General features: G+C 65.6%; 14 protein-coding genes. All 14 read left to right on the top strand.

Translation table 11 applies throughout. The annotated features are described in order from the left end of the window. The first annotated feature begins 86 nt into the window (after positions 1-86). Positions 87-1,748: a cutinase family protein gene (locus P5P27_RS20580; protein WP_006897759.1), complete on the top strand. Its 1,662-nt coding sequence runs from the start codon at positions 87-89 to the stop codon at positions 1,746-1,748. A gap of 64 nt (positions 1,749-1,812) precedes the next feature. Further along, positions 1,813-2,625, top strand: a complete 813-nt coding sequence (locus P5P27_RS20575) for a DUF8176 domain-containing protein (RefSeq protein WP_006897758.1) — start codon at positions 1,813-1,815, stop codon at positions 2,623-2,625. Positions 2,626-3,122: 497 nt separating this feature from the next. Next, on the top strand, positions 3,123-3,986 hold the full coding sequence (locus P5P27_RS20570) for a hypothetical protein (protein WP_233500210.1): 864 nt from the start codon (positions 3,123-3,125) through the stop codon (positions 3,984-3,986). Positions 3,987-4,024: 38 nt separating this feature from the next. Beyond that, positions 4,025-4,753: a hypothetical protein gene (locus P5P27_RS20565; RefSeq protein WP_101841761.1), complete on the top strand. Its 729-nt coding sequence runs from the start codon at positions 4,025-4,027 to the stop codon at positions 4,751-4,753. After that, positions 4,750-5,319, top strand: coding sequence for a DUF6668 family protein (locus tag P5P27_RS20560; protein WP_006897755.1), 570 nt, complete (start codon positions 4,750-4,752; stop codon positions 5,317-5,319). Before P5P27_RS20565 ends, P5P27_RS20560 begins: the two co-directional genes overlap by 4 nt. Next, positions 5,316-5,588 (top strand): hypothetical protein, encoded by a 273-nt coding sequence (locus P5P27_RS20555; protein ID WP_006897754.1) that lies wholly within the window; start codon positions 5,316-5,318, stop codon positions 5,586-5,588. Before P5P27_RS20560 ends, P5P27_RS20555 begins: the two co-directional genes overlap by 4 nt. Positions 5,589-5,637: 49 nt before the next feature. Then, on the top strand, positions 5,638-5,865 hold the full coding sequence (locus P5P27_RS20550; protein WP_233500211.1) for a hypothetical protein: 228 nt from the start codon (positions 5,638-5,640) through the stop codon (positions 5,863-5,865). Then, entirely contained in the window at positions 5,793-6,434 is a 642-nt protein-coding gene (locus P5P27_RS20545) for a DUF8175 domain-containg protein (protein WP_479724241.1), read from the top strand. Before P5P27_RS20550 ends, P5P27_RS20545 begins: the two co-directional genes overlap by 73 nt. Further along, positions 6,434-7,318, top strand: coding sequence for a DUF8175 domain-containg protein (locus P5P27_RS20540; RefSeq protein ID WP_006897751.1), 885 nt, complete (start codon positions 6,434-6,436; stop codon positions 7,316-7,318). The genes P5P27_RS20545 and P5P27_RS20540 overlap by 1 nt, the downstream gene beginning before the upstream one ends. Further along, positions 7,306-8,895 carry a hypothetical protein gene (locus P5P27_RS20535; RefSeq protein WP_006897750.1) on the top strand — a complete coding sequence of 530 codons (1,590 nt, stop codon included), beginning with the start codon at positions 7,306-7,308 and terminating at the stop codon, positions 8,893-8,895. Before P5P27_RS20540 ends, P5P27_RS20535 begins: the two co-directional genes overlap by 13 nt. Then, entirely contained in the window at positions 8,892-10,376 is a 1,485-nt protein-coding gene (locus P5P27_RS20530) for an SCO6880 family protein (protein ID WP_006897749.1), read from the top strand. The genes P5P27_RS20535 and P5P27_RS20530 overlap by 4 nt, the downstream gene beginning before the upstream one ends. Before the next feature lie 98 nt (positions 10,377-10,474). Further along, entirely contained in the window at positions 10,475-12,199 is a 1,725-nt protein-coding gene (locus tag P5P27_RS20525; RefSeq protein ID WP_278127486.1) for a hypothetical protein, read from the top strand. Positions 12,200-12,204: 5 nt separating this feature from the next. After that, positions 12,205-12,504, top strand: coding sequence for a hypothetical protein (locus P5P27_RS20520; protein ID WP_157225333.1), 300 nt, complete (start codon positions 12,205-12,207; stop codon positions 12,502-12,504). Then, a complete protein-coding gene (locus tag P5P27_RS20515) occupies positions 12,501-14,540 on the top strand; it encodes a transglycosylase family protein (RefSeq protein ID WP_006897746.1) in 2,040 nt (679 codons plus the stop codon). Before P5P27_RS20520 ends, P5P27_RS20515 begins: the two co-directional genes overlap by 4 nt. The last annotated feature ends 14 nt before the right edge of the window (positions 14,541-14,554 follow it).

Here is a 14,554-nt window from a genome sequence, read left to right as displayed (position 1 = left end):
CTGCTGGCTTTCTGCGTGTGGGGCGGCGTTCAGTCGATTCGGTGCGGGAGGACGCTGCTTGCGGATCGTCCCGCTTGGGAGGTTCTGTGAAAGCGAAGTCTTTCCGTTGGCGGTCGCGGTTCGTGGCCGCTTTGGTCGTTCCTGCGGTGGTCTCGCCGGTTGCGGTGGCAGCGTCGCCGATCGCTCACGCCGAGGCGTCCAGCGACTGCCCGTCGTTGTTCGTCCTGGCGATACAGGGAACGGGTGAGTCGTCGGAGGACGCGTCGCCGACGACCGACAGCGGAATGTTGGCGCAGGTGATGCGACCACTGCTGTCGATGGCTGGGTCAATGGTTCAGCGCGCATACGTTCCCTACCCGGCTGGCTTCGGTGGGGCAGTGCCGGGCGCCAAGGTTCCGTTCGAGGTGTCCGCGCAGAAGGCGGTCGATCGTGCGACGGCAATGACTAAGCAGATCGCCGGCCGCTGCCCTGATACGGCGTTCGCGTACACCGGGTACAGCCAGGGTGCGTACGCGGCGTCGATCCTGTTGAAAGACATTGGCTTCGGTCGCGGGCCAATTCCTGCGGAGAAGGTGGCCGGCGCGAGCCTCTTCGGTGATCCGACCCGTCCGGCGGGATCGGGGTTGTTCCCAGGCAAGGACGGTGCAACGACACCGGACCCGGCACCGGGTACAGACGGTGCGGCGGTGGAGGCACTGGCACCTCGTGAGGTGCCGACGGCGACCGGTGGTGGTATCGGACCGACGAAGGAATCGACAACGACGTTCGGGGACCTCGACGGCCGAGTCGCCTCAAGCTGTGAAGGCGGCGACCTGGCATGTGATGCGCCGTCTGATGCGCCGATCACGCACATCGTGGCGAACATTGCGGGCTCGTCGACATTGGATCAGTCCGATCCGGTGCAGAGCCTGTCGTCGATCGCCGAGGCCCTGGCTGCGACAACTGTGAAGTCCGCAATCCCGGTGATCAATGAGGATTTCACTGGCGAGACCTTGGAGGATCTGTCGTATCAGCCTCAGGTCAGTGTGTCGAAGCGCATCGAGACCGCCTCGGATCCGAGAACGGCCATGCCGACGGTCGAGGACGGAATCAAGGCGCTGATGAAGGTCGGCACGATCGGGCTTAACGCCGTCGTGTCGGTCGCCAAGGAAGTTCTGCAACCGCAGACCCTCGTGGAGTTGGGGACCGTGGGGCTTGCGAACCCGGTCGCAGCATTGGGCGTTCTGGGGTCAAAGACACTCGCTGCGACGGTGAAGCTGGTACCGCCAACGACGGTTTCACGGTGGACCCAAGAGGCGTTCACAGCAGTGAAGGAGAACGTCTCTGATAACTCGGAACTTCTGGACGTCGCGAACCTGACTCGGTACTGGCAGGCAGCGCAGCAGCACGGTTCGTACGCGCAGCCGACGGTGACCGGAGGGATCAGTGCAGCTGCGTGGACGGCGGCATGGTTCGCATCGCTAGCCGCTGATCTTGCGGGTAAGCACGACTTCCGCCCGACCGACGAGAACGGCGTGCCGACAGCGGACCCCGACGTGAAGAACTTTCCGGTGCCGACGCTTCCGTCCTCAACCACGGCGGTCAGCTCCATCAGCAGCAGCACACCGGCTGCACCAAGCGAAGAGGTGCCGCCGTGGGCTACAGGCACGGTCACCATCTCCGACACACCGGTGTCGTCAAGTGCGACGAGTTCCGCACCGTCCTCATCGACGAGCTCGACCCCTGCCGCACCGACTCCCTCGCAGTAACTGGCAACGGGGCTGGCTGCCCGGTAAACGCGCAGCCAGCCCCCTTTTTAAGGAGCGATTTTTGTTGTCCGACAACAAATTGCCGACACTTCCGGCGCTGCCGGCCGACGATGAGCTGCCAGCGTGCGCCCTGGCGGCCGACGTCCGTGCTGTGTGGGGGGTAGCTGAGATCGACAGCGCGGAAGTCTCGCAGTGGTCATGGCTGACGTTGCTGAACCCCGAGGTCGCGGAGACCGTGGAGCTGATCTCCAATGAGCATGAGCAGCCCGAGATCCCCGATATGGACCGTAACGCGTCGTCGGTGGTGGTCCCGACGCCACGGCGCGAGCCCCGGCGCCCGCGCCGGCAGGTGGTGATCCTGAGCGCGTTCTTCACAGTGCTGGCGGTGATCGTCGTAGGTGTCAGTATGTCCCTGGCCAGCATCGGTGGCGACGACAGTCCGGCGGCGGAGCCCGGTGATGGCGTTTCGTCCGCGCAGGAGAGCGCCGCGGCGGCCGCGCCCGATCCGTGCCCGGAGCGGGTGGAGGGAAACACCACCTACGGAGACGGTGTCGGCGACCAGCGATCCGGCGCTGGAGCGATCCAGGCGTGGAACCACGCTTACTACGTCACCAGGTCTGCCCGTGAGGCCAAGTCCGTGACCGCAGCCGGGGCTGTGGCCGACGAACCGAAGTTGCAGACCGCTATCGACCAGGTGCCAGCGGGCACCACGCACTGCCTGACGATGATCGACCGCGGCCAGGGACTGTACGCGGTGCGACTGATGGTGACTCCTCCCGGAGAGCAGCCGTATCCGATCAAGCAGCTCGTACAGACTGCCCCGGCGAATGGCCGGTGGTGGATCGAGTCGATCAAGAAGGACGAGGGGCTGCCGTGACCTGACCTGCCCGTTCTTGGACTGCCTCGTTCTTCCTCTATCTCAACCAACCCCCGAAGGGACCCCTGATGAATCTCAACACCACTACTCGGCACCGGGCTGGCTCGGCGGTGGCAGTCGCGGTGAGTATGTCGCTGCTGCTTGGAGCGACCGCGCACGCTGCACCGGAGCAGGGCGGCACGACACCGTCAGCACCGCCGGAGCAGGGCGGCACGACACCCTCAGCACCGCCGGAGCAGGGCGGCACGACACCCTCAGCACCGCCGGAGCAGGGCGGCACGACACCCTCAGCACCGGTACCGGTGGAGCCCGCGCCGTCTACGCCTGGACTGGTCCCGGGTCCGCCTCCCGGGCCGGTCGAGACGGTGCCTACTGCGCCGTCATACAACGACGACTACAACCCCGTCCCGTCGGCGCCGCTGCACGAACCTCGCTGGGTGCCACCGGTTCCCCGCAAGGTCGCTCCCCCCGATCACGTCCGCATCGGGAACATGGTCATGCCGGTCAAAGACGTGCCGTTCCCGCCGGGCATGTCCAAGCGGGATCGCGACCGGGCGGTCGTCTCCACGAATGACTGGTCGGCATACGCTGAGGCCGAAATCGCCCGAGGTCTGATTTCTATGGGCGTACCCAAGGACGAGGCCAGCCGTAAGGCCGCGGCCGCGGTGCTGGGTGGCGCTGCCGCAGGAGCGGCAGGCGGCACTGCCGCGTTCCTGGCCACAACAGTCACCGTTGGTCTGGTGACTGTCCCGATCGGTGCGCTGATCGGTGCAGGCGCGGGCGCAGTCGTCGGCGGTGGAAACCCCGTGAGCATCGCCGGTGGCGCAGGTCTGGGTGCGCTGGGCGGTGCCGGCGTAGCCGTCGGTGCAGGTGTTGTGGTGGGCACTGCCGCAGCGGCGGCCTCGGCTGTGGCCGGTGGTGCTCTGGGCTATTGGCTCGGAGCCGGCGATCCGGGTGCGGACCCGAAGAAGCCGAAGCTGCCGTGGGAGCAGCAGGGACCGGGAAAGCACCGTGAGCCCGAGGCTGTCCGGATCGTTGACCCGAATGCGAATCAGTATGAGGTTCACGTGCCTGCGCCCGTGGCGCAGAAGGCCGGCCTGCCTGCCGTGGACTACGTCGTGAACAACCGCGGCGATGTGAATCTCACGGTGGGCGCGACGCGGACCGGGTGGAGCGCCGAGCAGGCGCAGATTCCGACCCGGGCCATCGAGTCGGTCGCGCCGGGTGCGTCGCGGGCGATCAATGACGGGGTGCGGGCCGCATCTGAGGAGCTGTCCAAGGCCGTGCCTGGCCTCAACGTGCAGTGGCCGCAGGAGCCCACGGTCGCAAAGAGCAAGCAGACCGCTCGGCATGCGCGCTGATCGGGTGACTTCGACGAGAGAAGGGGAGGTGGACAGCCATGACCGGTAGCGAATGGATGCGCGAGATTTCTGAACCCCAGCCCGAAGAAGGACACCGAGAGGCGATGCCGATGGCGTTCTTCAATGCTGCTGGTGGCGCAGGCGCTTCCACGATGTCGGCGCTGGTAGCCGGGTATTGGGCCGATCGGACGGTACCTGCGGGATGGGTTGACGCGGCCCCCGCTGACGGTGACATGCTGGGCCGCCTCGGTGGTGTGTCGACCTCGACCGTGCAGCGTCCCGACGGCGTGTTCTTGTGGCGACCGAGCCGGATAGGGGACCTGGCACAGGTCTTGGCAGAGGCGCAGAACGAGGGGCTGGTCCCCATGATCGATGCGGGAACGACTGCGGTCGGGCAGATCCGGGGCGTTCAGGCGCTTATCGCAGAAGGCGTTGTTCCTGTCTTGGTGATCGGTATCCGTCCCGATCTGATCAACCGGGCCCGAGGGGTTCTCTCGGTGTGGGAGGACCGGGGCGTTCTCGCCTCAGCAGTGGTCGTCCTGAACGCCGCAGTACCTGGGATTCGGGAGAACGTGGTGCGGGAGCAGCTGCTCGATGTTCTCCATGTCGCTGCGCGTGACTGCGTCGGGGTGGACTATGACCCGACCCTCGGCACGGGACTGTCCCTGTCCTCGGAGGATCGGGATCAGCTCGCGCCGGCCACCGCAGCGGCGGTCGAACAGATCGCACTACACGCGACCCCACGGCGTCTGGCGGTGGCGCAATGATCGTCCGGGACGTACGGCGTACGCCGCTGCCGGTGTCCCGCCAGTTCCCACCTCTCTTCGCACTGATGGGCGCGCACGGTGGCAGTGGCGCGGGAACGCTGGCCGCGATGTGGGCACCGGCGGCGGATTCAGATGGCCAGTGGCCGGGCGACCCATCGACCACTCAACATGTGATCGTCGTGGCACGCGAACACATGGCCGGTATCGCCGCCGCGGCAGAGGTGCTGAGGCAAGCCGATGCCGGTCAGGCCCCGGCGGGGGTGCAGGTGCACGGTCTGGTGACGGTGGCCGCACGACCCGGCAAGACGCCGAAGGACGTACGGCGCTACGCCGCGACCGTCGCCGAGCTGGTCCCCGCGTGGTGGCAGGTCGGCTGGGTCGACGAACTCATCTCCGCACTGCCGGCCGACCTGCCGATGTGGACTCCCGGCGATCCGGTTCAGATCACCCGCAGGTCAGGCACGGACCTGGCAACCGTTCCCGGCGCCATCGCTCAGACGGGCCTCGACATCGTCACCTACTTCGCCGACGTTCGGTCGGCGCTGACACAGAAGGAAAACGCATGATTACCGCAACCGTCCTCAACCTGGCAGACACCATCAACGTCAACCCGCAGGCCCCGCCCGGATCTTCGAAGTTCCTGCTGCTGCTGTCGTGGGTCGGCTGGCTGGCGATGATCGGCGCTGTCGCGGCGCTGGTGATCATCGGCGGCAAGTTCGGCTTCGAGAAGCGCCAGGGCACTGCCGACTCGGAGTCGGCCGAGCGAGCCACCAAAGCTCTGATCGGCTGTGTGGTCATCGGTATCGCTGGTGGCCTCGTCGGCGCACTGGTCTGAAAGCGGGCGACGATGGGAGAAGCACACGATGTTGTCAGCATGGGGCGGCATGCCGCCGGAGGTGACAGACCCGCTCGAAAAGGTTCTCGGTTACGCCCTGTGGATGGTGATGGCTGCCGCGGTTGGTCGTCTGATGTGGATCGGCGGCGAAATGAGCTATCACCGGCACCAGCCGGGCGACACACAGCCGCCGGATACTCCGACGTGGGTGTTCGTCGGTCTGATCGTCGCCAGTTCAGCCTCCGGTATCGGCGCAGCGCTGCTGCAGTTGTCTTAACCCTGTCTGCGGTGTCCGCTCTGGTCACGGCATGTGGAGGTGACACCAGCACGGCGGCACCTGCCACGGTTGTCTCAGACCTGGGCTGGACATCGTTTCAGGGTATGCAGATCCCGACCGGCGAGCAGGGGCCGCAGCATGCGGACCCCGTCGCGCCGACAGGCTATGACCGGTCGCCGGCCGGGGCGGTCCTGGCCGCGGTTTCGGCGACGATCCGTATGTCGGTCGCCGACGACACACAGTGGCCGACGGTCGGGCAGAAGCTCATTGCTCCCGGAACCGAACGTGATGCGTGGGCGGTCGATCGAGCTCAGGTGTCGATCACCGCTCCCGTCAAAGCCGGCCAGGCACCGAAGGTGGAGGCATATTCGATCACGGACAGCAGTCCGGACCGGGTGACAGTGAAGATCTACAGTCGTCTCAGCGACGGGTCCTACACCGAGAACACCGCGGCTACGCAGTGGGTGGCCGGTGATTGGCGGTTGGCGCTGGCGTCGGGCGATAAGCCGGTCGTCCGGGCGGTCTCGGCGGTGCCTTCGACGGCGCTCCTGTTCGAGGAGCCCCAGTGATGGACCTCAAGGAGGAGCGCCAGCCGCTTCTGAAACGGCCGTGGGTGTGGATCGCTGCCGCGACGACGGTGGTGACCGTAGTGATTCTGACATTGGCGTTCATTCCTAATGATGACGCCGGCGATCGGCCCGCCAGCTCCACGCCGTCCGAAGCCGAGCGGCTGCCGCTGCCTTCGGAGAGTTCACAGTCGGAGTCAGGCGACGTTGACGACCTCGGGCGTCCGGTTGTCGTGCCGGCGGAGCGCCGCGGCGTCGCACTGCCTCAGTCCGAGCAGCCCTCGTCAACATCTGATTCGAACCCTCTCGCTCGGCCGAAGGGTTTGGAGTGGCAACGCGTGTACGGCAGTCCTGCACCCTTCAGCCGGTCAGACGGTCCGGCCGCCATCAGCGCCGACGGAGTTCCTCGAGGAATGAGCCGCACCCCGCAGGGAGCGACTATCGCTGCGTTGCAGATCGTCTCTCGGATTCGATTCGGCACCAAAGCCGACCGCTACGCGGTCATCGATCAGCGTCTTGAGGGTGCCACCGAGTCGGATAAGCAGGCGCTGCGGCGTGACGGCGACATTCTGTCGATCACGGTCGATGATCCCGAGATCGGCGACATCGCCGCGAACAGAGCGCTCGTGCCAGCCGCCTTCCGGATTCGAGCAGGGAACTGGACAAATGATGCAGCGACGATCGACATCGCATACGGGCCTCACGAGCAGGTCAACCCCGACGACGAGAGCGACGTGCAGTCGGTCTATTACTGGCAGTCCCTCTCCACGGTGTGGGTCGACGGTGAGTGGCACCTGAAATACAAACCGTCTCTTCTCACCCGTGACGAGAAGGAGGGCTCGATGGGTTCCCTCGACGGAGGGGAGTGGGCCACATGGGTGCGCTGACGCGGTCACGCCGCCGCACCGTGGTGACGGTGGTGCTGGCGCTCATCGCTGCGGTGTTCCTGACAACCGCTGGCCCCGCAGTCTCGTCAGAGGCGCTGGGCATGGACGCGGTCAGCGCCCAGGCGCGCGCAGATGACGAGACCCCCTCCCGGGCAGACCTCCAGAACCAGATCGAAGACCTCAAGGCCCAGATCGCGACGGAGAAGGATGAGGAGAAGAAGAAGGAGCTGACCGCTCAACTAGCAGTGCTGATGACTAAGTACACAGCTGGTGCTGTTAGCGCCACTGATGACAGCTGCGGAGCGATCAACTTCATCTGCAAGGCCAAGAAAGCCACCAAGGACGCCGCCAAGGGAGCGTTCAAAGGTGCGGCCGAGTCGATGTGGCAGGGCTTCGGCCGGATGCTGCAAATGTCGATGACCTGGTTCATCAAGATCCCCACCCCGAAGTATCAGGACTACTCGATAGTCCAGAAGATCCAATCCGCAACCATCGGACTGCAGTTCTTCGGTCTGGTGTTGTCGCTGGTCGTGATCGGGTTCCGGCTGGTTCTCGCCAGACGACAGGCCGCGGTCACCGAGGCCGAAGAATCCGTGAAGTCGATGGCCAAGGCGGTATTCGGCGCGTGGACATTCGGTGCAGTGCTGCTTTCACTCACGGTAGCGAGCGACGAGCTGTCTAAGTGGATGCTGAACCAGGCCACGAACGGTCAGAACGCCGGGTCGATGGTGACGAACCTGATGAAAACCTCGTTGGTAACGATGCAGTCAGCAGGGTTGGTCTTCGTTCTGGCCGTGATCGGGATCCTCGGTGCTCTGCTGCAGGGCATACTCCTGGTGGCTCGGCAGGCGATGCTCGCCGTTGTCGTGTCGCTGGTGCCGGTAATCGGCGCGTTCGGCGGGACGAACACCGGCAAACAGGCGTTCTCGAAAGTCATGATGTGGACCGTCGCGCTCCTTCTGTGGAAGCCCGTCGCGGCGGCGGTGTACTGGGTCGCCTTCTGGATGGCCGGCAGCGATTCGAAAGACTCTCAGCAGATCATCATGGGGATGATTTTGCTGTCGCTGTCCGCAGCAGTCCTCCCGATCCTGATGAAGCTCGTCTCCGGCGGAGCCGCGATGTCTGGGGGCTCAGGCGCGGCCGCCGTCGGGGCTTTGATGGGTGCGGCGGTCGCGGGCAGCACGATGCTCGCCAGTGGTGGCTCGTCAGCCGGCGCGGCTGCGGGAGGAGGTGCCACCTCGACCGCATCGATCGCCGGCGCCGGCGGAGGCGGCGGCCCGTCGGGCGGAGGGGGACTCTCTGGCGGGACCGGGATGGGTCCGTCGGGCGGTGGTGGTCCCTCCGGCGACAGCGGGGGAGGAGGAAGAGGCTCCCAGCCGGGCGGCGGGACCGGCGGCGGATCAGCTCTCGTGCCTCCGGCGCCAGACAGCAGCAGCAGCGGCGGCGACGGCTCAGGTCTCAGTGGTGGCACCGGCAAACAGCTCGCGATGGCCGGCAGTGCACTCGCGCTGGCTTCCGAATCCTTCTTCGAATCCGAACCTGGCCAGGACGCAGGAATGGGAGACAACCTCCGATGACCTCTACCAACCAAGTGATTCTCTACGGCCGATGGGAACAACCACGCACGAGCGGTCTGTTCGGCCGGACCTGGGGCGAAACGATATTCGCCGGCGCGTGGATCGTCGTGACAGTGCTGTTCTACATGTTCACGCACTCGCTGATTCTCATCCTCATCTTCTTCCTCATTGGCACGGCCGTGTTTGTGCCGCTGGCGTACCGGCGGCACGGACGGTCGGGATTGGAACTGATTGCCATGCGACTTCAATTCTGGAAAGGCGCTCGCCGCGGCGAGAACGTGTACCGAGGCGGCGTATTCGGCGTAGTCCCTGGATCTGCGCGCATGCCCGGGATACAGGGCGATACCCGGCTGTACGAATACGAACTCGGTCGCGGGGGCCGATTCGGGCTGATTCACTCGCGAGCGAAGAACCACTTCACCGTGGTGCTCTCCGGTCAGCCGCAGGGCCAAGAACGCGTGGAACAGCATCAGATCAACGACTGGGTCCGCGGCTGGGACCGGTTTCTGTCGCATCTGGGCACCATCAAGGGAATGGCCGGAGCGGCAGTGATTGTCGAGACCGTCCCTGACAACGGGCACCGTGTCGACGCCGAGGTACGGCGCCTTGTCGACCGCGACGCGCCGGCGTTCGCACAGCGCGTGATGGTCGAAACCGTGACGCACCGGGCCTCAGCGAAGGTCCGCAACGAGGTCCGCATTCAGCTGACGTTCACGCAGCAACGAACTGCGGACTCGGCCGAGGTCGCCGACCAGGGAGCGGCCATCGGCCGACTCCTGTCGACAATCATCAATCAGGCCGTGGCCGCCGGGCTCTCGGCACGACCGCTGACCGCTGGAGACCTGAGCATGGTCGCCGCTCGCGCCTACCGGCCGGAGCTCGCGGCGGAGTTGGAAACGATGGCCGGTTCGGGCTCCCTCGACCAGTTGCAGTGGGACCAGATCGGACCGGCCGGCTGCAAGGCTGAGTGGGGCCGGTTCGTGCACAACGGATTTCAGTCGGTGACGTGGGAGATGGAAGCCGCGCCGGCAGGCACTGTCGCACATGACACGCTGCTCCCACTGCTGGCGCCCCGAGCCGACCTCGGGCGCAAGAGGGTGGCGATCATCTACCGCATCCACGGTGTTGCCGATGCGGTGAAGATGGTCGACGACGACTTCAAGAACGCGCTGGCCGCCGAACAGTCGAAGAAGGGCGTCGGGTCGGCAGCGGCGTCCCTGCGAGTGGACAACACGATGGCCGCTCGGCAGGAACAGGCGCGCGGTGCTGGCGTGACCCGCTTCGGTGTTCTGATCACGCTCACCGCCGAGGCGTCAGCGGAGATGCCGACATTGGCTGCGGAACTGGAAGGCCTGGCATCGGCGTCCCGACTCACTGTGCAGCGCTGCTGGGGCGGACAGGACGCGACCTTCGCCGGGGCGCTCGGACTCGGGGTTCTGTTGCCGGAGTACGCCAGCGTGAACAGGCGGGTGACGGCATGACGATGACAATTCCGCGGCACGCGGCACCTCAGAGTGACACACCCACACAGGTCGAGATCGCCGAGACCGACGTTCCCGCAACAGTCAGGGTCGCGGGCGTGCGACTGCGCACAGCGCGCGCCTACGAGCAGCTGCGCGCCGAGGCAGCTGCCACGGGGTGGCGAGGCCGGCTGGCACGCCGCCGCCTGGCTACCGAGGAACGATGCCGCAAACGCGCGATCAGCAGGATCTGCGAGATGGGCGGCTGGGACATCGACGCCGGGGAGCCCGGACCGCGCGGAAGCTCCGGGCCGGGCGGTGGTCGCACGAACGTCGTCCCTCGACTTCCTGAGTGGCGCGCCACGACCAGCCAGGTCGCCGGAGGATTCTGGCCGTTCTCGGTCGGGGCGACGAGCCCGATGCTCGGCACACCTTTGGGCAGTCACCTGTATACAGGGCAGGACTTCGGCTGTGACCCGCTGACGTGGTTCCTCTCTGGTCTGATCACTGCCCCGATCGCGTTCGTGCTCGCGTTGAACGGTTTCGGTAAGTCGTCTCTGGTTCGCCGCATGGCACTGGGAAACATCGCCCAAGGCCACACCTCACTATTCCTCGGTGACGTGAAGCCTGACTTCGCAGAGCTGACCAAGATGGTTGACGGTCAGATCATCACTGGCGGATACGGCGACCAGACGATCAACCCGCTCGATGTTGGCGCTCTCGGCACCGTGCTCGCAGAAATCAGGGATTCGACGCCGTGGTCGCCGCAGTCCATCGCCGACATGACCCGCCGGGTTGAGGAAGATCTGCGCTCACGACAAGTCTCCACTGTGGCGGGCCTGGTTGAGATTAACCGAGGCACTGCGATCCGAGACTTCGAGGAAACACTGCTCGGGTCTGCGCTGGAACAGCTCTACCGCCCCATTCACGACGGCGGTCAGGGATTCACCGGCCAGCGGCCGCCGATCCTGGAGGACTTGTACCGGTTGATCCGTGACGGTAACGCCGAACTCTGGGAGGACACCGCTGCCCGCACAGCCGAGGAATACCGAGCTTCGGCGGCAGAGCTGTGCCGATCGCTGCGAGCCCTGACCTCGGGCCGTCTGGGCAAGGTGCTCAACGGCCACACCACGACACCAATCGACCCATCGTCGCCGGCCGTGTGTATCGACGTCTCGCGCGTGCCGAAGGGCGACCGCAAGCTCAAAGCGGCACTGCTGCTGGTCTGCTGGGCAGACGGATTCGGTGCGGTCGAAGCCGCGCACGTACGAGCAGACGCGGGGCGGGGTCCGCGGCGTACCTTTCAGGTGATCATCGACGAGCTATGGCAGGTGATCGGCTCGGGCGCAGGCATCGTCGATCGAGTCGACGCGCTGGTCCGGTTGAACCGTTCCGATGCGGTATCGCTGATCATGGTCACGCACTCGGTCAATGACCTGTCTGCCTTCGAATCTCAGGCCGATGCCGCGAAGGCCATCGGGTTCTTGGAGAAGGCACAGATCAAGTTCATCGGGCCGGTCGGCCCGGAGGAGATCGAACGACTCTCGCAGGTGACCGCGTTCAACGCACAGGAGCGTGCGCTGATCACCTCGGCGGCATCGACGCCGCCTCCATCCGAGGATGCGCTGGCTGAGATGAGGCGACAGCTCACTGCCGCGAGCAAGTCCGGGTCGACCTCTGTGGAACGTCCGAGACCGCACGGCCAGGGCGTATTCGTCGCCAAACTCGGCACCGACGATCGCGCAGGAATCCCGTTCCGCATGATCTTCACCCCTGCCGAAGCCGAGGGCGGTGTCCACAACACGAACGCCCGCTTCGACGGCGTGCTGAAGAAGGCGTCATGACATCGATGAACAGGCGAGACTACGGCTGGATCACCGACGACATTCGCGACACAGCGGTGCAGGCCGTGCTGACGGCAATCGAGCGGGGACTGTCGCTGACCGCTGCGTGCACAAAGGTCGCGATGAGCTTGGAAGTCCACACGAACACGGTGAAGAACTGGGCGCGGGCGTCCGGGAAGCTCGACGAACTCCGCACGAGCGCGGACAGTGAGGTTGTCGCGAAGCTCTACGCCGACATCGAAGCGATGAAGACCGCCAACAGTGGTCTACTCGCCGCGCTGAAAGAGCAGCAGAGGCGATCATGACCGACGCTGCGAAGTCCTTGTCCCTATTTCTGGTCGCCGCCGTGGCGATCCCGCTCCTTGCACTGATCGCCTTCGTCGGCAGCGATGACACGGATGACTGTGCGCCGGCGGACTCGTCGTCGAGCAGCAGCTCGTCACTGTCGCCCGGGCAGAAGGTGATCCCGATGAAGAAGGGAACCTTTCAGTACACCAGCGGGTTCGGACCTCGCGACGGCGTGATGCACCAGGGTCTGGACATGGGCTCGCAGGCCGGCACTCCCATGTATGCCGCCTACGACGGCGTCGTGGACAAGGCGGGAGAGGCGACCGGCTTCGGCCAGTGGATAGTGCTGCGCCACAACATCGGCGGCAAGCGTGTCGACACCGTCTATGGCCACATGTTTCCGCAGGACCTCATGGTCAAGCCGGGGCAGAAGGTGACCGCCGGCCAGCAGATCGCCAAGGTCGGATACAACGGCGAGGTCTCACCCCCGGGACCCGGCGGTGCACATCTGCACTTCGAGGTGTGGGAAGGAGGCTGGGGACAGAAGGCCATCGACCCGAAACCCTGGCTGGCTGACGCTGTCGAGCCAGGCCAGGCCCGGCCTTCCGCGCCCAATGCACCGCCGGCGGGGCAGGACTCACAAATCGTCTCGGCCGAGGACTGGAACAAGGTCGCCCAACACGAGTCGGGCGGGAACTGGGCGATCAACACCGGCAACGGCTACTACGGCGGGCTGCAGTTCTCAGCGTCGACGTGGAAGGCGTTCGGCGGAGACAAGTTCGCACCGACTGCAGACAAAGCGACCCCACAGGAACAGATGGAGGTCGCGAACAGCACGCTGAGTGGTCAGGGTTGGGATGCCTGGCCGGTGACCTCGCATCAGGCCGGTGTCCGCGACAAGAAGCCTGCGCCGCCGGGAACCTTCGCTGGCGCAACTGGATCCCCGCCCAAGCCAACGTCCCCGGCGCCGGCTGCGCCGGGAGGTCCATCGGACGTGCAGACGCTCTCGGGAGTGACCGATAACGAGGGCGAACTGGACGTGTCCAAGCCGATGGCCGCCCGATTCGGGTCCGAGGCCCACTGGCAGACCAACACCGTCCGCCTGGCGCGGGCGGTGGCCAAGCGATTCCCTGAGCTGCAGACGATCGGCGGCTGGCGGGCCGATGGTGGTGGATTCTCCGACCACCCTGACGGACGCGCCGCCGACATCATGATCCCGAACTCTGGCCGCGATCAGAAGGGCGTTGAGCTCGGCAATCGCATCCAGAAGTACGTGATGGACAACAAGGCCGTCTTCCACGTCGACTACACGATTTGGCGGCAGTATTACCAGCCCGCGCAGGGGCCCGGGAACGTCATGGAGGACCGCGGCGACTGGACCCAGAATCACTTCGACCACGTGCACGTAACTCTGCTGCCGTCGCCGCTCTACAACGGCGAGGACCTGGGAACGATCAAAGACAGGGGTGCCGGCGGTGCTGGGTCGGACAGCGAGGAATGTCCGTCCGATGTGAGTGGCAACGGACGAATGGTGAATGTCAAGGCCGGCTCAGTGCCCGCGGATTGGGCGCGCTGGTACAACAAGGCTGGCCGGATCTGCCCGCAGATCAGCGCCTCCCTCCTGGCCAGTCAGGGTCACCAGGAGACCGGCGGGTTCCAGCAGCATGTGCAGAGCCCCGATCAGGCTCAGGGGCCTGGACAGTTCATCCCTGACACCTGGGCGACTTACGGCAAGGACTACGACGGCGACGGTCGGGTCGATGTCTACAGCCTGGGCGACGCGATCATGGCCCAGGGCCATTACATGTGCGACCTGGCAAAGGACATCGACGGATGGATCGCGGGCGGGCAGGTTGACCCCAAATCGGGTCCGAACCACGACGTTCGCGACCTGTACCTCGGTGCCTACAACGCTGGCCCCGGCGCGGTGCAGGAGAGCCACGGATTCCCGTCGTTGTATCCGCGCCACTTCAGCGAGACCCGGCCATACGCCGAAATCATCATCCGCAACGAGCCGAAATACCGGGGCGTCGAGGACGCTGCGGTCGTCTAGTCAAAGGAGAATCC

This window comes from Gordonia sihwensis (genome assembly GCF_029632925.1).
Lineage (GTDB): Bacteria > Actinomycetota > Actinomycetes > Mycobacteriales > Mycobacteriaceae > Gordonia > Gordonia sihwensis.
Note: the sequence above shows the minus strand (reverse complement) of the source record. Positions and strands in the feature narration are given on the sequence as shown.